The 18036-nt window shown below is 33.0% G+C and carries 18 protein-coding genes; 2 read left to right on the plus strand and 16 right to left on the minus strand.

Going from position 1 to position 18036, the window contains the following annotated elements:
• Positions 1-79 precede the first annotated feature (79 nt).
• Positions 80-994 (plus strand): aminoglycoside phosphotransferase family protein, encoded by a 915-nt coding sequence (locus ACIQ4I_RS08625; RefSeq protein WP_403095261.1) that lies wholly within the window; start codon positions 80-82, stop codon positions 992-994.
• A 421-nt stretch (positions 995-1415) separates the two neighbouring features.
• Here the strand turns inward: ACIQ4I_RS08625 and ACIQ4I_RS08630 are convergent, their stop codons facing one another.
• The 8 genes from ACIQ4I_RS08630 to ACIQ4I_RS08665 form a co-directional block, all read right to left on the minus strand.
• Positions 1416-2231, minus strand: a complete 816-nt coding sequence (locus tag ACIQ4I_RS08630; protein ID WP_403095262.1) for a metallophosphoesterase — start codon at positions 2229-2231, stop codon at positions 1416-1418.
• 90 nt (positions 2232-2321) lie between these two features.
• Positions 2322-3014, minus strand: coding sequence for a hypothetical protein (locus tag ACIQ4I_RS08635; RefSeq protein ID WP_403095265.1), 693 nt, complete (start codon positions 3012-3014; stop codon positions 2322-2324).
• The gene (locus ACIQ4I_RS08640; protein WP_403095266.1) at positions 3011-3883 is read right to left on the minus strand and encodes an ATP-binding cassette domain-containing protein; all 873 of its coding nucleotides are present in this window, start codon (positions 3881-3883) and stop codon (positions 3011-3013) included. The genes ACIQ4I_RS08635 and ACIQ4I_RS08640 overlap by 4 nt, the downstream gene beginning before the upstream one ends.
• Positions 3884-3885: 2 nt before the next feature.
• A complete protein-coding gene (locus ACIQ4I_RS08645) occupies positions 3886-4251 on the minus strand; it encodes a GntR family transcriptional regulator (RefSeq protein ID WP_403095269.1) in 366 nt (121 codons plus the stop codon).
• A 205-nt stretch (positions 4252-4456) separates the two neighbouring features.
• Positions 4457-5011, minus strand: coding sequence for a hypothetical protein (locus ACIQ4I_RS08650; RefSeq protein ID WP_403095272.1), 555 nt, complete (start codon positions 5009-5011; stop codon positions 4457-4459).
• Positions 5004-5552 carry a DUF3156 family protein gene (locus ACIQ4I_RS08655; RefSeq protein WP_403095274.1) on the minus strand — a complete coding sequence of 183 codons (549 nt, stop codon included), beginning with the start codon at positions 5550-5552 and terminating at the stop codon, positions 5004-5006. Before ACIQ4I_RS08655 ends, ACIQ4I_RS08650 begins: the two co-directional genes overlap by 8 nt.
• Positions 5553-5555: 3 nt before the next feature.
• Positions 5556-6971, minus strand: a complete 1416-nt coding sequence (locus ACIQ4I_RS08660) for an APC family permease (RefSeq protein WP_403095277.1) — start codon at positions 6969-6971, stop codon at positions 5556-5558.
• A 96-nt stretch (positions 6972-7067) separates the two neighbouring features.
• Positions 7068-9023, minus strand: a complete 1956-nt coding sequence (locus ACIQ4I_RS08665; protein WP_403095279.1) for a primary-amine oxidase — start codon at positions 9021-9023, stop codon at positions 7068-7070.
• Between the two features lie 183 nt (positions 9024-9206).
• Between ACIQ4I_RS08665 and ACIQ4I_RS08670 the strand changes: the two genes are divergently transcribed.
• Positions 9207-10025, plus strand: a complete 819-nt coding sequence (locus ACIQ4I_RS08670; protein WP_403095282.1) for an AraC family transcriptional regulator — start codon at positions 9207-9209, stop codon at positions 10023-10025.
• 793 nt (positions 10026-10818) lie between these two features.
• On the opposite strand, the gene ACIQ4I_RS08675 is transcribed toward ACIQ4I_RS08670, so the two are convergent.
• The 8 genes from ACIQ4I_RS08675 to ACIQ4I_RS08710 form a co-directional block, all read right to left on the minus strand.
• Positions 10819-11325, minus strand: a complete 507-nt coding sequence (locus ACIQ4I_RS08675; RefSeq protein WP_403095284.1) for a DUF1648 domain-containing protein — start codon at positions 11323-11325, stop codon at positions 10819-10821.
• On the minus strand, positions 11295-11909 hold the full coding sequence (locus ACIQ4I_RS08680) for a hypothetical protein (RefSeq protein ID WP_403095287.1): 615 nt from the start codon (positions 11907-11909) through the stop codon (positions 11295-11297). The genes ACIQ4I_RS08675 and ACIQ4I_RS08680 overlap by 31 nt, the downstream gene beginning before the upstream one ends.
• Before the next feature lie 134 nt (positions 11910-12043).
• The gene (locus ACIQ4I_RS08685; RefSeq protein WP_403095290.1) at positions 12044-12586 is read right to left on the minus strand and encodes a hypothetical protein; all 543 of its coding nucleotides are present in this window, start codon (positions 12584-12586) and stop codon (positions 12044-12046) included.
• A 155-nt stretch (positions 12587-12741) separates the two neighbouring features.
• Positions 12742-13110, minus strand: a complete 369-nt coding sequence (locus ACIQ4I_RS08690; protein WP_403096117.1) for a cytochrome-c oxidase — start codon at positions 13108-13110, stop codon at positions 12742-12744.
• A gap of 190 nt (positions 13111-13300) precedes the next feature.
• The gene (gene pstA / locus ACIQ4I_RS08695; protein WP_403095293.1) at positions 13301-14212 is read right to left on the minus strand and encodes a phosphate ABC transporter permease PstA; all 912 of its coding nucleotides are present in this window, start codon (positions 14210-14212) and stop codon (positions 13301-13303) included.
• 3 nt (positions 14213-14215) lie between these two features.
• Positions 14216-15142, minus strand: coding sequence for a phosphate ABC transporter permease subunit PstC (pstC, locus tag ACIQ4I_RS08700; RefSeq protein WP_403095295.1), 927 nt, complete (start codon positions 15140-15142; stop codon positions 14216-14218).
• Positions 15143-15216: 74 nt separating this feature from the next.
• Positions 15217-16071, minus strand: coding sequence for a phosphate ABC transporter substrate-binding protein (locus ACIQ4I_RS08705; protein WP_403095298.1), 855 nt, complete (start codon positions 16069-16071; stop codon positions 15217-15219).
• Between the two features lie 22 nt (positions 16072-16093).
• A complete protein-coding gene (locus tag ACIQ4I_RS08710; RefSeq protein WP_403095301.1) occupies positions 16094-17512 on the minus strand; it encodes a stalk domain-containing protein in 1419 nt (472 codons plus the stop codon).
• Between the last annotated feature and the right edge of the window lie 524 nt (positions 17513-18036).

Here is an 18036-nt window from a genome sequence, read left to right on the forward strand (position 1 = left end):
CATATTGGAGACCACTGAAATATCAAAATGCAAATTCGTTTAATACAAATCTTAATAAAAAATACAACAGGGGGTACATATGGAAGACACCATTCAGCTTCTTCAGGATAGGATAAAGTTTCTTCACAGTGTTACGAATATAGAAAAACTTACAAAAGGTTATTCTCCAGATAAGAAATATCTGATTGTAGATCAGCATCAACAAAAATATATATTAAGAATTAGTGATATCAAAAATTACGAAAGAAAAAAAACAGAATTTCAAATCTTGAAAGATATTCAAAAGTATATGGTCAAATCTCCTTTACCAATTGACATTGGTTTTTATGTAGATTTAGGTATTTGTTATACTATTCATTCTTATATTGAAGGAGAAGATGCGAAAGAGGCCATGCCTACCCTATCAGCTCAAGATCAATATACTATTGGGATTTCAGCAGGTAGAGAATTATCAAGAATGCATTTACACCCTGCTCCTACTAATATAAAACATTGGTATGAAAGAGCCATGCAAAAACACTATCGATATTTAGATGAATATAAAAAATGTGGTATTAAAATCGATGGTGCTGACAAAGTGATGAGTTTTATTGTTAATAATGCAAATATACTAAGAACTCGACCAAATCGTTTTCAGCATGATGACTTTCATCTAGAAAATATAATATTAAAAGATAAAGAATATGTAGGAGTAATTGATTTTAATAATTTTGATTGGGGAGATCCAATTCATGATTTTGTAAAAGTAGCTATGTTTACTAGAGAAGAAAGTGTTCCCTATTCTATAGGGCAAATTCAGGGGTACTTCAATCATAGTCTTCCAGAAGATTTTTGGAGACTATATGCAGTTTATGTTGCAATGGTTATCTTTTCTAGTGTCGTCTGGTCAATAAAAAATTCCCCAAAACAACTTGATCAAATGATTGAACGTATAAATGTTGTTTTGGATGATCATAAAAACTTCGAGTTAATAAGACCAATTTGGTATAAATAAGATAGTGTGATTAGTAAGTGGCTTTGAAATAAAATTTGATTATTAAAAATAAAGATTAATAATTTGAATCAATTTCATAATTCAAAGATTTGATAAAAAACACGAGCATTAAATGATCCATTGTTATATGCCATATCTATTAGAACATTGTCTATGAAGCGGAAGATGGCGACTCCTGCGGGAAAGCGAGACAGGTGAGACCCCGCAGTGAAGCACGGTACGGGCTTCCGAGGAGGCTCAACGCTCGCCCGCGGAAAGCGCCATCTGGAGCGGCATATTAAGTAAATACTGGAAATGAAATATTATCTGAATGAGCCTCTCGAATAATTAACAATTGAAGCAGGAGAATATTTTTTATATACAAGCAGAAATAGGACCCTTCAAAAGTTAAAAATATACTTCAGAAGAGCCCTATTATTTCTTATTTGGCATGTAAGTCTGTTACTACAATTTCAGGACGATTAAAAATTCGTATAGTCGATCCACTATTACCTAGACCACGGCTAATGATTTGCGTCATATTACCAATTTGCTCGACGCCATCAATATGCGACGGGAATAAATGGAGTCGATGATCAACCAATCCACCAAGCCCTGGAATTCGAATTTGTCCACCATGTGCATGACCATTAAACGTTAAATCTATCCCATGTTGCTCATAATTTTCATAATACTCTGGTCTATGTGCAAGTAAAATTTGGAATTTTGTTTTATCTACTCCATTCAAAGCCAAATTAAGCATCTCATCCGTTGTTTTACCACTGAGAGGATCATCAATACCAACAATTTGAATGGTTGCACCGTTCATTGAGAAATTTTCAGCACTATTTGATAATACATGTACACCAAGCTCTGTTAGCTTCTCTTTGATATGATTTACATCATTTGTTGATACTTCATGGTTACCAACTACATAATAAACAGGAGCAATTTTCACAAAGCCTCTTACTGCATCTAAACTACGATCCAAATCATAATTATAGCGATCGACTAAATCACCTGTAATAACAATAAGATCCGGCTTCTGCTTCTTCACCTGTTGGATGAGCTGGCTTTGCTTTTCACCAAATCGAGCGTGGTGTAAATCTGATATTTGGACAATACGTAAACCATCCATTTTTTTAGGTAGCTTCTTTGCTACAATGGCATATTTCGTGAGCTGTAGCCATTGCTGATTGATATATACAAAACCAACAAGAGCACCTAATGCGACCACAATTTTAATGAGTTTTTTCATAAATATCATCCTAACCTATTTCACTCATTAAGAATTATAGACGATTTCCACTGTAAAATGTTGCTTCAGATTAATATCAAAATTACTAAGTTATCTTCTAATTAAGTCCACTTTTTGTAGCAATAAGTAAATACAACCCCATACAATTACGGATGCAACCAACAACCAGCTAAAAGAACCTAATGATTGGTGCATAAAAACATCTTTGCCTACTTCAAATAAGTGGCTACGAATTGAAGGTAAAGTGACAGTTATAAGAAGAATCACTGCAAGACTTAACGGTCCGAATAGTCCCCATTTATACTGAAGTGCACCGCTCAGCATAGCCATACTACTAACGAAAGTACCGATACAAAGATCTATCCAAATATTCGATCCAATTAAAGTATGACTTGTAAATACATCGCTCCAGCTAAATATAGAAAAGTAACTTATATTCAATGCAGTAGTGAACCCATTTACAGCTAAAAGCAAGATTATATTAATTAGTACCATTACGATTGTTCTTTGAAAACTACTTACAAAACTTGCCTTGATAAACTCACTTCGTGTTACGCCAAAATGGATACTATAATGAAAATTATTTTTAATCAATATATGATTCGATATGAATAAGAAAATATAAACTGCTAAACTAGTCGTAAACGTCGTAACAGAGTAATTGAAAGAAGTGGCAAGAGTAAAATTTAGAATTAAAAAGAAAATTAAGAATCCCCAAAAAGTCATCATTGATTGTAAGTTTTTTATTTCAATAATCTTTTTTGCCGAAAGAACTCGATTCATCGTATGTGTTCCCCTTTCTCTGTTACATGAACGATAATGTCTTGCATGTTTAATGCATTTTTCTTGCAGCCTAAAGGTAATTCTTGATTGTTTCGTTGTTCTTGATCAAAAACGATGATTTCACCATTCCCCATAAAACGTTTCTCTTCTAGAACAAAGAAATTACTTTTTATTTTCTCAATTTCTTCGATTGGCCCTGAAATGGCGTAAACAATCTCTTTTAATTCATCTGTTGGAATTTCTAATAGTAATTTGCCCTTATTAATTACATACACTTTTTGGAATAAAGAGCTAACCTCATCAATTAAATGTGTTGAAAAAATGATGGTTCTTGGCACTTCCATATAATCATTCAGTAGAAATTGATAAAATTTCTGTCTAGCATTAGCATCCATCCCGATGTAAGGCTCATCAAAAATTGTGATTTCGCTGCGACTAGCAATGCCTACTAGTACACCTACTGCAGATTCCATCCCTTTTGATAGTTCTCTTATTCTTTTTGTACTATCTAAGTCAAAAAGAGTAAGAAGAGATTCAGCAATTTCATGATTCCAATTTGGATAGAAATTTTTACATAACTTCAGTAAATCTGAGATTTTCATAAGACCAGGAAAATTATTCCCTTCTTGAATAAAGCAAATTTCCCCTAACACATCTTGATTGTTAAAAGGTTTTTGATCATTTACAAAGACATCACCAGAAGTTGTGCTCCATTCACCTGCAATGATTTTCATGAGCGATGTTTTTCCAGATCCATTTTTCCCAAGAAATCCAATGATCTGATTTTCTTCAAAATTAAAGTTTAGATTATCTAATATGACACGGCTTTTTATCTTTTTTGTAACATTCTGCATTTGAATCACAGTCATTCTTATTCCCCCTGTTTGTCAATTAGTTGCTTTACTTCTTCAAGCGATATCCCAAGACGGTTTGCTTCTTCTAACAAAGGCTTTAAAAAACCTTGATAAAATTCATTTTTTCGTTGCATAAGGATTTTTTGACTTGCACCTTCTTTTACAAACATTCCAATTCCCCTTTTTTTAATTAAAATTTCGTCTTCTACCAATAAATTCAAGCCCTTTCTTGCAGTGGCCGGATTGATCTGATAAAAATCAGCAATTTCATTTGTAGAGGGTACTTGCTCTCCTTCATTAATATGTTTATTCAATATTTCATTTGAAATGATTTCTGCTACTTGTTGAAAAATAGGTACTTCACTATTTACATCTAACTTCAAGATATCCCCCCTCACATTTGGTTAGTTACTTAGTTGGTTAGTTACTTGTGTAACTAACTATATAACGTTCTACTTATAATGTCAATAAATAATTACAAATACATAAAATTACATTAACAAAGTAAAAAAGAGAAGTTAAAAGTGTAGTAATCACTTTTAACTTCTCCTTTGATAACAATTATTGTAGTTACTTTATAAATTTCCTTTAGTGACTGTGATGATGCATTTTCATATCTACTTGCTTAGGTTCAGAATTATTCTCATAGTCGACTAAAACGGAGACACCAAGCATTATCACTGATAGTGCAAGGAACACTAAAATTCTTTTAGGAATTGCTTTAGAGAATGTTGGATATTCCTCTTTATTCCATAAAACGATTGCCACCACTGTACTCAATAAATATAAAACCATAAAGAAGAGAATACAAATCATCATATATTGATTGATCATAACGCCAAGCATGGCACCCATCATTCCCCCCATAAAAGCAGAAGATAGCGCTTCTGTAACTATGCGTACTGGAAGAGAATAAGTAAGAATGATTATTAAAAGTATACTAATTATAATTGATAAAATAGTAGATAAAACCAAATCATGTATCCAGGTTGTCATAAGGATGCCTATCAAAGTACTTTTTGTCATAGCAATTGCCATTGAAAGACAGCTAATAGAAGTATTCTTTTTATACTGTTTACGTAATACATTTCCTGTTACAAATGTCAGTAATATAATTATTAAAAAACATGCCGCTTCAAGCATAATCTACTCCCCTTTCCACATAGCTTTCGAGTATTTCAAATTGTTTTAATACTCCTTCGATAATGTTTTCAAGCATTTGAACTTCTGAATGATACATTGGAATTCCTTGTGCCATAGGAGGCAAAATGAGTGAAGTATAACTACCTGGCAAAAGATTCATCTCAAAAATATATTTACCTTGTAGCTGCCGTATACACAACATTTCAATATCTAGCAGTTTCCAATAATTACTTTGGAAAAGTTGATTACACATCCTCCCAAATTCAGAATCCATTTTTTCATTCCAACAACCTTTCCGAAAGTTATATATAGCTTCTTTCGTTTCGGGATTACATACGGTAGTATGCTTTTCTACTTTTAACGTAAAATGATAAACACTTGATAATAGCTTTTTCTTTTTTACATATTGAATCGTGATATAATTTCCATTATTCTCATGAATATAGTGATACGGATTTTCCCTTTTAAAATCATATTTAAACTGTGAAACAATTGAATGCAAAAATCGATTAATTTTGTGTTCTCCGACTGACAGATGCATTGACTACCAACTCTTTTCCATTTGGTCTGGTTGAATTTGTGGTATTGGCTGTTCAATAAACACCGATTGTGATTTTAACTCCTCTAAAGAAACAGGTTTAAATAACGGCATCTTCTTAAATTTCAACCAGCAAAAAGCATACAGACAAATGAAGAACATAAAGCCACCTGAAATATAATAAACAATTCTTTTAGTTTCTGGATTAGGATGAATGGTCAAGATCATATATAAACACACGGAAATTCCAATTATCTGAATAAAAGGAGTAAATGGGGCTTTAAACGGTCGTTTTATATGACTATAGCGCTTACGAATAATCAATAAATCTACCTGTGTTATGATATAAGAAATTAACCAAGTGACACTCGCAGACATTAACATAGTTGTCATAATATTAACATTCACCTTTAAGACCAGTAACGGTAACGCAAACATTAAATATACTAAGATAATACTAAACCAAGGCGTACGAAATGTTGGATGAATATATCCGAATATTCGTGGCAATAACCCCTGTCTCGCTAATCCATAAAACATTCGAGGGATTGCAGCTAAATTCGAATTAATTGTACTAGCTCCTGCTAACAGTGTGAGAAGAGCCATAATAATAGCACCAGTATGACCATACATAGATTTTGCCCCCAGAATTTGAGGTATATCCGCACTGGAAAGCTTGGTTAAATCGATATGACGAGTTAAAGCTATTCCAAATAACATATCTACGACAAAGATTGTCGATAATCCGAAAATCATTGCTTTTGGAATTATCTTTTCGGGATTTTTGACTTCTTCTCCTAATGGTATGACATATTCTATCCCGATAAATAACCAAAGTCCAAGAGCTAAAGATTGAAAGACCGTAGACCACCCATGTGGGTTAAATGTGGATGGTACTGACTTATTAACTGTAAATAGGTCAAATAATCCAAATAGTCCCATCCCCGCTGTCATGACCATAAGAATTACAACAAGACTTAATTGAATCGAACCAAAAATTTCTACACCGAGAAGATTAATAATTAGAAATACTGTTAAAATGCAAAAAGCAATAACTACCGGATTAAAACCTGGAAAGATATAGTGTACTGCCATACTGGTCGTCATGGTTTCCATTGGACCAACTGCAGCTGTAAGAACTAAGTATCCACCAAGTAAAGCTACAATTGCCATAAATCTCCCCATCGAAACGGCCGTATAATCTCCTACCATCCCAGATCCCGGCATAATTGAAGATAACTCTGCATATGACATTGCAATCATAATGCTTACAAGCATGGCAATGAATGCAGAAACGATAAAAGCAGGGCCAATTGTTCCAAAACTATTTCCCAATGAAACCATTGTTGACCCTGCAACTACAAGTCCAGTAGCGGTAGCATATGCTTGCCAAAAACCTAATCTTCTTTTTAATTCTGGCATTCTTACCGACTCCAATCTTTTTAGCCTAAAGTGAAATCAAGAAACTTTTATTTGAATATTCAAAGTTACCCTTGCTTTTATAAGCAAGGGTAAAAATTAATGGTTACAATGTGAATTTGATTTTGCTTTGCAACTTGATCCCTTTGATGGTCGTGGTACATCAAGAGCGGGATTACCATCAAAAAATCCTACAGGTTTTAATTGGAAATTAATATACGCTGTTGGCATAACAGGCCAATCTTCAGGACGCGTAATATGATGATGTCCCATTGTATACCATACAACTATATCTTCATCATCAATTGCACGGTTGGCTTGTACATATTTTGGTAATCCATCTCCACCTTTATGTTGGTTTGGATACTTACCAGTAGCGTACATCTCTTCTGGGTTATACTTTGTTACATATAAATGGTTTTTAATAAATCCTGCACGCTTAATAACGCTAGCACTATCATGTGCAAATGGTAGACAATTTTCACCTGGCATTATTTTATAGCCAACAGGCTGATTGACAAAATTCAGGGAGTTTTTATTAACAATTTTCCAAGTTCTTTGGGTAGGCATATCTAATATACGAACTGCTTCTTGTTCAGTTTGGAAAGTTCTTGATACAGGATAAAATGCATTAGAATGTGGATTATTTGGGCCTTCTGGTTCAGCAACGGTCTCTGTTTCAACTACAGAATTTTTCATCCCATCCAATGTTGTATCCAAACGGAAGTTAAAGAAATGTTGATGATGCACTGCGTTTAATCCAGGTGCAATTTCTGTACCATATTTAGATTTTCCAGATTCGTCAAATGTTCCAGTATTCAACATTCCAGTTAATTTCACTTCAACTTCAAGCGTTCCATCTTGATAGAAGCTCCAATAAAATCCGTAATCATAGTTTCCTACCGTACAGAAGAAAGAAATGACAAGACGTCGAGAACGACGAACTTCTACATGATTCGTACGCCAATCCGTATGTTTCCAGCCAATTCCATAATCTTCTTCGTGTAAACAAATAGCATTTTTAATTGTACGTGGTACGCCATTTGAATCTCCTAAAACAGCATCAAAATATTGAATTTCTCCTAAGCAATCGCATCCAAGTTCTAATGAGTTTGCTAATTGTCCCATACCATATTCACCTGCATCGAAGGCATTTTGGGTATTATGCGCAAATGATGCTTCCCCATATGGTACAACCATTTCAGATAATGCTGCACGGTATAAAATTGGACGAACTTTTCCTTTATCTTCATAACCAATTGTATAAAGTACAAGACCTTCACGAGGGGTGAAGCCATATCGGAAACTCCATTTTTGCCATTTTATTAAATTTCCTTCTATAGTGAAACTAGGACCTTCTGGCTGTATAATTTCAAGAGGTTTTAAATCATTACGGAAAGTAATTGCTTCATTCGTCTCTGGATAATAGTTAGCATCATGGGTAGGTATCTTACGCACACCATAATCTTCAACACGTTCTACTTCCATTTTATTCAGATCAACATACGCGACAATCCCTGTTAGAGGATACGCATATCCATTATCATTTTCGAATTTTTTCTCCCAACAGATTGCTCTTGCAATACGTTTCCCTTCATGTTCTGGTATGTTAAAGTAACCAGCCGACCATGGATCTACCATGATTAGATCCGAATTCTCTATTCCTCTTTTTTTTAGTGCTGCGATAAATTCAGGACTATTTTTAACTACTTTTTCACATGCTTCAAATTCTTCTAACATTATATTTGGCTGAACATCTGGAATTTCTTCATATCGTAGGACATTACTTTTTGTAATAGAAATAACTGCTTCATACGTTTTGATAGTTTTGGTATCCAACAAAACCATAGCTACTTCTCTATCAATTGGATCGTCTTTTTTAAAATTTAAAACGACTTCTTTTTTTTGTTCTTTTAATGTGATAGAAGCAAATCGAACACTTGGGTCTAATCCTTTTTCTTTTCGAATAATATCTACAGATAATTTTACTTCACTTTCAGTTAACGGAGATAACGGATGATCTACTACATTATTATGTTTAATAATTGATATCATTTTACCAGCCCCTCTCTTATATGGATATTATAGAAAACGCTTTCACTATTTACATTGTAAAAAACGGAATTTTCCAAATTTTCTATCGATTTTAGTTTAAATAATTTAATAGAATGTTATAATTTTTAACATAAAACGATTAACTGAATAATAGTGGAAACCTAATAATGGAGGGAATTGAAGATGAACAACCAAATTGCATTTTACCCGATTCAACCAGAATGGCAGAATGTGTTTTCATACTATCGACAGATCAATTTACCCTTTCCAGCAAGTCAGCATATTGCTTATATGTATGAATTCAAGATCAACTCTCTCTTCGATGTTTCCATTCCAGGCATTCCAGATGCTTGCACAGATCTTATTTTTTGCTCCAATGGAAAAATAGAAAGTAATCTTGTTGTGGCAAGCCCGCCTTATAGAATATTCAGAACGTTCGAATCTAACGTTATATATACAGGGATCCGATTGTTACCTCAACAAAGAATTTTCAGCTTTCAAATACCTTTAAAACATCTCTTCCAAAATTTCACCTTACCACTATTCGATGTCATCGATTTTCCATTTGATTTATATGAACAATTGATTTCAACACCAAGTCTTAAAGAAAAGGCAGAGTTATTTAGCTCTTATTTTCAAAAATGTAATGATCAACATGTTTCAAAACTTGACATTGTACAAGCATGTATGCAAAAAATCACATGTAATCAAGGGGCCATAAAATTAAAAGAGCTAGAACAATACACTGGTTTTTCCGAAAGATATTTACGTAACTTATTTAGCGAATATGTCGGTCTATCTCCTAAACAATTTTTACAACTTTATCGTTTTCAAATAACCGTACAAAAAATGGCAACTCATAATTTACTTGATATCAATCAATTTTTAATGAAAGGATTATTTTATGATGAATCTCATTTTTATAAAGAATTTAAAAGGTACGCCAAAATGACACCAAAGGAATATGCAACCCTTTTGAATAAAACAATTCTCCATAAATAATTTCTTATATGAATCAATTTCATAAATCCATTTTCTGTTATTAAATGCAGACATTTGAATACATCAACTTATTTAATATTCAGATTTGGATGTTCCGCTCCAGACGGCGCTTTCCACGGGCTTGGCTTCAATCTCCTCGGGCCAACACGATGTTGGTCACGAAGCCGTTGCCACAGGACGTGGCGTTCTTAGGCTTTGTTCCTTAAAACCGTTCCTGCGGGGCTTTCAGCTCAAGCTTTTCCCGTAGGAGTCACCGTCTTCCGCTCCACAATTAAGAAAATAGGATACAACTAAATGTTCGTATATTTTATATTAATTTTGCATAATGAAATTGATTCATATAAAACAATAATAAAGTTTATTATCCTATTTCTCCTAAAAAAGGCACAAAAAAGAGAGATTCTCATATGAAATGTAAGTTTTTAAACAAACTTTTCAAAATGAGGACTCTCTTTTGATAGACGTGACACATTTAAAGTTTTTCTCTGGGTATACAAATGATTCAATATAAAAAAGTATTTTTAAACTTGATGAATGAAAAAAGAGCACTTTTTTCTAGAGGGCACTGAATACAATTTTGGCCATGATTTTTATAGTGCAAATCTGCTATAACATGAAGTGGAATCAGCTTCGCTTTCCGCGGGTGAACCGACGAGCCTCCTCGCTTCGCTGTGGGGTCTCTCTGGCTCACTTTCCCGCAGGAGTCTTCGCTGATTCCACTTCAACAAAAATCGCATCACAAAATTTTATTATTAAAATTTATACATTTTGATTTTTCAGTGGGCACCCTTTTCTATTTAATCTTTCTTTGCCCCATAATTCCTAAAATAATTGGAATTCCAGTTGCAATAAAGATGATCGGTAATAACCACATACCAAAATCATATCCCCAACCTAATGATAAGGAAATGGATTCGAATATGATGCAGGAAAAAATGATTAGGCAAATATTTTTTATTTTATTCATTAGCTTTCGACTGTGTAAATAAAACTGTTGAGCATTTGATTCATTTAATCGACTAGGATAATTATGGGCCTCAGGATGTTTTTCTAATACCTGCATAAAAACGAGTAAAAAAATACCTATACACGGTAAGATAATAAGTTCCCATTTTGATCCATATCGATCTACTTCACCAAGAGCATTATAATGTGCGGGCACCTTTTCAGGAAGTACTGACCAATTAAAGATCAATAATAGTATTGAGCTTACGTAAATAATATAGCCAATGATATCCCAAACCCATTCACTTTTGGTTTTTGAAATAGTTATTTTTGGTCTCTTCCAATAATCTGACATTGCTCATCCCCCTTTACTCCAGTCTCTTCTAATCCATGATCACATAATATCTTCGTCAATTTTTCTTTTGCTTCGTCTGTAGTAACGATACATCTTATAGTTGAAAATTTTTCTTGCATTATCATTTCATAGCCGTCATTGACCTCTTTTGAATATCCATAATATCTATGATTTAGATTAATAGGTACAAATTGAAATGATTTTATTTTTTTCCAACGGACAAAACGACTTCCACTTAACACTCCATCATTTATTATTGCAAATAAATTCAAGAGATTATGTGAATAGTATAAAGGAAAAAGTACTAGTAAATAAAAGGAAGCATCAAATTTTTTATAAACTACATCTATTATGTACATACCTATTACGAATAATAATATAAAGACATAAAGGAAGATTTCAATTTTTTGTTTTGAAATAGTTGGTAAGCCCACAACTTTCTGGGGATATGTTCTTATTCCGATTAAGTCCGCATTCGTAATTGGAAAGATCTTATCTTTTTTCAATTTTGTTAAAAGCCGAATAAACTTACAACAGAAGTACACGATTACAATTATATACACTATATTTAAGAATACTATCAATTCTATTCCTCCAATAAGTTAGTATTCATACTCCTTCTCTAGCAAGTATGAAGCCTCTTAAGAACAGTATTCGATCCTTTAAGTCGAATACGCTTCTTGTTTCTTTCTTGAAATAAATAATTACATTAAGTACTCTATTTTGCATATTCTTGATTAAAGAAACGAAGGTTAGAAATCTTCCATTCGCCATCTTCATCTACCACATAAAAACGTACTTCATCGGTATATGATGTCTTTTTACCATCTATTATTTCATTTAATTCTACTTCGTAGGTATACTCCAAATGGTCTTCTTTTTCAGCAAAAGTCAATTGCTTTAACGACTGTAATTCATAATCAGCTTTTTTCACGATAGCAAGTTGTGGCAAAAAACTAAATATTCTATTTCTTAATAATATATCAAATTCTTTTTTTGTGAAATATGATTCAAAGGATTTCGGATAAATTTCTCCAAATTTTGGAGTATCGATCGTGATTATTGTTTCTTCACCTTTTCCCTCAAGTTGTTTGTTCAATTCTTCATACAATTTATTCATTATTTGATTACTTTCTTCGTATGAGACACTGTAATATGCAGTTAAGAATGATTCGATTTCTTCTGTACCATTTTGTTCTGAGCAGCCTACACTTATCAATAGCAAAACAATCATCAAAGAAAAAATTTTTAAATATTTCATTCATCATCCCTCCCATTATGTTTCTACGATAAAAAAGGAAAATAGTTTCAATTTTTTATTTTATTCAACTTACTTTAATCTTCTACACTATCTTCTTCATCGCAAAAAAAAGTCCCCAAAATGGGAACTAAATTTACAAATCATTTTGTAGGAATTTATTTTTCTTTTAATCTTAATAAATTGATCACAAATAACAATATACCGAGAACTACCATTAAAGATCCAATAATTGTTACGATTGTAAATGCTTCATTTCCCGACAGAATCATGATAAATAAGGCACCTTGCATGATTGGCAAACCAATATTATGGAGCCAAAAATGTGTTTTAGCTAACTTTGTTTCAGCTGCAGTTGGGAAAAGTAGATAAATAATACCAAAAATAGCCATTGAAACCCACCCAAGTAAATTTAGGTGTGCATGAACAGATGCAAATGCAAAGTTGTGGATGATTCCCATCACCAGACCAAGACAAACGGCAATGATAAAATAGACAGCTGCAATCTTTAGAAAACGCATACCCATAATTTCTTCACCACCTTCTTTATTCATCACCTCCTTAATTGGAGGGGCATATAAATATATTGCCTAGGAAATGAAGATATTCCCTTCTTTGTGCTCAACAAAAAATAAAACGGACGAAAGATAATGTATCTTAAGTCCGTTTTAAAGTTTAAATCTATTTCAATAAATATACCGATTCTTATAGAATCGATTACTTAGAGTTATTCTCTTTTGAAGGTCGTACTTTAAAACGAAAATTTCTTAACCATATTGGAAATCTTAATACGATACTTAATAAAAGTGTGATTAATACCAACAAAGCAGATGCTTTTTGAGCAATCTCCGGTGCATCCTCTACAAGTGCTTCTGATTGAACATACCATAACTGCACAGGTAGTGTTCCTCCTTGAGAGAGCGGATTCCAATCCCACATTTCACCTGAGGTTCCGGTTCCTCCTACTAACAGGATCAACGCAGATTCTCCAAACGCACGACATGTAGCTAGACTTATACCACTAATAATTCCACTCATAGCTGCAGGAATTACAGTTCTCAAAATAGTTTGAGATTTAGTCGCACCCATCGCTAAGGAAGCTTCTCTTAATTCATCATTTACAGCTCCTATTGCTTCCTCCGTAACAGAAGTAATCACTGGTAAATTGAGAAGTGACAGAGTTATTCCAGCCCCTAAAATAGTTAATCCCACATCGAATATATCTACAAATAACATGTAACCAAATAGACCAAAGACAATGGAAGGAACTGATGCTAAGCTTTCTACACAAGTTCTGATAAATTCTGTAAATCGATTGACAGGCGCATACTCAGCTAAATATATACCTGATCCAATCCCAATCGGAATTGAAATGACGAGCGAAATAAGTAATACATAAAAAGAGTTAAATAGGAATGGCCCTACCCCTCCACCTTTTTCAATTTCATCTGGTAAATCGATTAAAAAGCTAGGTGTAATCTTCGGTAATCCTTTAGATAAAATATAAAGAAGTAACCCTATAATTAGGATGAAAATTAAGGAAGCAATCGTCCATATTGCAATTGTGAATACTTTATCTTTTAATCTATTACCATTCTTATATAAATTTTCAGGTAAACTTTTATTCATTTCTTATACTCCTTTGGTACGAAGCTTTCTAATAATAATAATCAGCACATTTGAAAGGATCAGTAATAAGAATGCCATCATATATAAAGCATAATTCCAGGTAGAATCGAATTCGACATCAATAATTTGATTTACGATATTACTAGTTAGAACTGCCGTCGGTGTCAATAAATCATGTGCTAGTTGAGGGGTATTTCCAATCACCATGACAACAGCCATTGTTTCACCAATCGCACGAGCCATTCCTAGAATAATAGCAGTTAACAGACCCGAACTTGCATGTGGGATGACTACTCTAAAAATGGTTTGCATCCTACTTGCTCCAAGAGCATAACTTGCTTCCCTTAAATCAGAAGATACTGCAGAGATTGCATCATCACTTATTCTAGAAATCGTTGGTAAAACCATGATCACTAATACTATAGCTGCGGCTAATAGACCATCACCCATCATAGTTCCTGTCACTTTTCTTAAAAAAGGAATGAGTATAGTTAATCCTAAGTAGCCATATACAATAGAAGGAATGCCTACTAATAAATCTAAAATTGGACGAAGAATTCGTTTAAGCCAGTCAGGTGCTATTTCAGCGGTAAAGATTGCCACAGCAATCGATATAGGTGCGGCAATTAAAAGGGTTAAACCTGTCAGTTCTAAAGTACCTAAAATAAATGTTGCTGCTCCATATTTTTCTTCAAAAGGTTCCCATGTAGTTGAAAAGAAGAATTCTTTAAATGAAACGTCTTTAAACACTAATAATCCAGTACGACCAATAAATACAATGATTGAAAGAAGGACAAGCCCTAGAAACAAGACACTTAGCAAACAAAAAAGCTTAAACAATCGATTTTGTACATACACCTTTCTCTTTACTACGTTGTCTCTATTGATTAGAAGTTTAGGTTCTTGTAGCTCATATTCTATTTTTGCCATAATATCCTCCACTACTAACATAATGCCAGCCTTATTAAAGGCTGGCATCATTTCATATTTTAGAAAAGTAGAAATTATTTCATTTTGCTAACTGGGATGAATTTTAGTTTCTTTAAAGAACCATTTTGGAATTTGCTGCTTTGAATATATTTAATGTATTGTGCATTAGCGCCAGTAGGATTTCCTTTTGTTACAAGGTAACCATAGCTCCATACTTTGTACTTACCGTTGATTACGTTAGAAGTTGTAGCTGCTACACCATTGAAATTTACAGCTTTAATATCACCTTTTACGTATGCTAAGTCTACATAACCAATTGCATTTGGATTCGTTGCTACAGAAGTAACCATTTCTCCACTTTTACCTACTTCTTTGTAGTTACCTTTTGTCATAAAGCTTTTTCCGTTTAAGGCTTTCATTTGATAGTTAACGCGTGTACCAGAACCAAATTTACGGTTTACTACAACGATATCTGCATTTTTTCCGCCTACTTGTTTCCAGTTCGTAATTTTACCAGAGAAAATACCTTGTAGTTGTGCAGATGTTAAGTTTTTAACAGGGTTCGATTTGTTAACGATTGTTGCAAAAGGAATAACTGCAATTTTATGTGCTTTTAATCCGTTAAATGCGTTGAAACCAGGTACTGATTTTGTAGCATCCCAGTCCACTGCTCCAATTGTTGCAGAACCTTTTTGTACAGATTGTGGACCAGCAACAGAAGATGAACCTGAAACAGAGATAGATACTTTCGGATTAGAACGTTTAAATTCCTTTGCAGCTTGTTGTGTGACTGGAAGTAATGCAGTTGAGCCTGCTACAACAATCTTATTTGATGAAGCTGCTGAAGTTGATGAAATACTACCAAATGTGAATCCTACTGCCGCGACTGTAGATAAAGCTGCAATTGTTATACGTTTAAACATTTTCATAATTAATTTACCCCTTTATTTTTTATTTTGTTAGGAAATCAAAAGATCCTTTTTTCAATACAACCACTTTTTCACCATTTTTGTCTGAAGTGGTACCAGCAATTAACTTGTCATTTGAAGCACTAAATGAAGACAGCTTTAATTTCGTAGAAACTAACTTCGTTAATTTTTTTGTAGCAGTATTGACTTTATAAATTGTAGAAGAACCATTGCTTTCTGCTACCAAAATCATTAATTCACCTTTAGGTGTTACTAAAGAATAAACAATATCTTTAGTAGAACTAAGTGTAGTTATTTTGTTGTTTTCATCAATCATTTTCAACTTAGGAAGTTGATCGTCTTCTGGATCTGTGCTTAAGTACACGATGTTCCCATTTGATACAAAGCCAGGGAAAACCTTATTGTCAGTTGTAGTTGTGACTGCAACTGCAGCTGGTGTAGCTTCAGTTAGGTTTAAGGCATAGATTTGCGGTTCTGTTCCAGTAGTATCGATGTTCTCTACTTCTGGATCATCGCCATCAGTAAATGAAGTACTACCTTCTTTACCTACTGTATATAGAAGTTTATTACCATCTACTGATAGATGTAGATCTGCTTTATAATTCAAACTATCAGCAAAAATAGTGGTAACTGCTCCATCTGAAATATTGATTGAACCAATTTTTTCACTCTTATCACCTTGAATGAAATACACTTTTTCACAGTCATGTGACCATACAAATTCAGTTTTAACTGAATCATCTTCTGCATTTAGTTTCTTTGTCTGTTTAGACATTAAATCTACTAGATAAACAAAGCCATTTTCATCTGAATAAATAGCTTGTTTACCATTTGGAGAAACTACTAAGCCTGTACCATTTACTGTATGTACTACTTTTTTAGTAGTAGTATTTAGTAGAAGTGTTCTACTATCTTGAATATCCTCATTTGAAACAAGAATAGTCGAATTATTTACCCATTGTGGTTCAAATGCATCTCCACTTACTAATCCAGTAGTTGATAAAAAGTTTCCATCAAAATCTCCACCAAAAGCTTTAACTAATGCGCCAGCTTCAATATATAATTTTTTTCCAATCAATTTAGGTGCCACATTGACTTTCGTTTTCTTACCATTAATAACAGCAGTTTTAACATTAGCTTTATAAGAAACCTTTACTTGCTTTTTGTTTACTTGTTTTGATAGTTCATATGTTTTTGTTTTGCTATTGTATTTATACTTAGCAGTTATTAATTTTGAGAATTGTTCAGCTGAATAAAGTTTTTGTTTGTTTGATTTTGAAAAAGAAATTGATTTAGCTTTACCATCCACAATAATTGATCCTTTTTCTACCTTTTGCTGCTGAACAGTTTTTGCGCTTACTTCATTTAAAGCAATTGGAGTAAAAGCTGTTGTAGCTAGAACTGTTGATGCAATTAATAAACTTGAAATTTGATGTTTCATTCTACATCCTCCATATAGTCGCTATATTTTTCAGTATTGCGAAAAATCCTCCTTTCAAATGTGCATAATTTCTTATCCACAATTGTTATTATAAGGAATATTTATTAACCTAATTTACTAAATTTGTAAGCTTATTATAGATTATTTGTAAATAAGTGTGATTCTATTGTTCTAGCACATCTAATGCAAAAGTATTATTTTTCAATAAAGCAGATATGGATATAATGCCTTTTATCCGATACCAAAGAAAAAAAACCTAGATTTATAAATAATCTAGGTTTTTACTATTTAGTATTTATATTAATAGTCCATTTACATTTGATGACGCCATCATCAACTTCGATTAATAAATAGACTAGATTTGTAGCAATAAGACTGGTTGTTTTATTTTAATTATGAAACGCTGAAACGGGTATCTATATGTTTTTAGAGCTACATTTTTTTAATTATCAATCATGTAAACATTTCGACTTATATGCATATCTTATTCTTTTCATCATATACATTACAGAATGGAAAATATT

Source organism: Rummeliibacillus sp. NPDC094406 (genome assembly GCF_044763875.1).
Taxonomy (GTDB): Bacteria; Bacillota; Bacilli; order Bacillales_A; family Planococcaceae; genus Rummeliibacillus.

What these genes read in the sequence shown, in the direction of transcription:
- ACIQ4I_RS08650 (WP_403095272.1), bottom strand. Translation starts at nt 5,011, where the DNA reads ATGCTTGAAGCGGCATGTTTTTTAATAATTATATTACTGACATTTGTA.
- ACIQ4I_RS08705 (WP_403095298.1), bottom strand. Translation starts at nt 16,071, where the DNA reads ATGAAAATGTTTAAACGTATAACAATTGCAGCTTTATCTACAGTCGCG.
- ACIQ4I_RS08640 (WP_403095266.1), bottom strand. Translation starts at nt 3,883, where the DNA reads ATGACTGTGATTCAAATGCAGAATGTTACAAAAAAGATAAAAAGCCGT.
- pstC (WP_403095295.1), bottom strand. Translation starts at nt 15,142, where the DNA reads ATGGCAAAAATAGAATATGAGCTACAAGAACCTAAACTTCTAATCAAT.
- ACIQ4I_RS08675 (WP_403095284.1), bottom strand. Translation starts at nt 11,325, where the DNA reads ATGTCAGATTATTGGAAGAGACCAAAAATAACTATTTCAAAAACCAAA.
- pstA (WP_403095293.1), bottom strand. Translation starts at nt 14,212, where the DNA reads ATGAATAAAAGTTTACCTGAAAATTTATATAAGAATGGTAATAGATTA.
- ACIQ4I_RS08665 (WP_403095279.1), bottom strand. Translation starts at nt 9,023, where the DNA reads ATGATATCAATTATTAAACATAATAATGTAGTAGATCATCCGTTATCT.
- ACIQ4I_RS08655 (WP_403095274.1), bottom strand. Translation starts at nt 5,552, where the DNA reads ATGCATCTGTCAGTCGGAGAACACAAAATTAATCGATTTTTGCATTCA.
- ACIQ4I_RS08690 (WP_403096117.1), bottom strand. Translation starts at nt 13,110, where the DNA reads ATGGGTATGCGTTTTCTAAAGATTGCAGCTGTCTATTTTATCATTGCC.
- ACIQ4I_RS08685 (WP_403095290.1), bottom strand. Translation starts at nt 12,586, where the DNA reads ATGAAATATTTAAAAATTTTTTCTTTGATGATTGTTTTGCTATTGATA.
- ACIQ4I_RS08630 (WP_403095262.1), bottom strand. Translation starts at nt 2,231, where the DNA reads ATGAAAAAACTCATTAAAATTGTGGTCGCATTAGGTGCTCTTGTTGGT.
- ACIQ4I_RS08660 (WP_403095277.1), bottom strand. Translation starts at nt 6,971, where the DNA reads ATGCCAGAATTAAAAAGAAGATTAGGTTTTTGGCAAGCATATGCTACC.
- ACIQ4I_RS08710 (WP_403095301.1), bottom strand. Translation starts at nt 17,512, where the DNA reads ATGAAACATCAAATTTCAAGTTTATTAATTGCATCAACAGTTCTAGCT.
- ACIQ4I_RS08670 (WP_403095282.1), top strand. Translation starts at nt 9,207, where the DNA reads ATGAACAACCAAATTGCATTTTACCCGATTCAACCAGAATGGCAGAAT.
- ACIQ4I_RS08625 (WP_403095261.1), top strand. Translation starts at nt 80, where the DNA reads ATGGAAGACACCATTCAGCTTCTTCAGGATAGGATAAAGTTTCTTCAC.
- ACIQ4I_RS08635 (WP_403095265.1), bottom strand. Translation starts at nt 3,014, where the DNA reads ATGAATCGAGTTCTTTCGGCAAAAAAGATTATTGAAATAAAAAACTTA.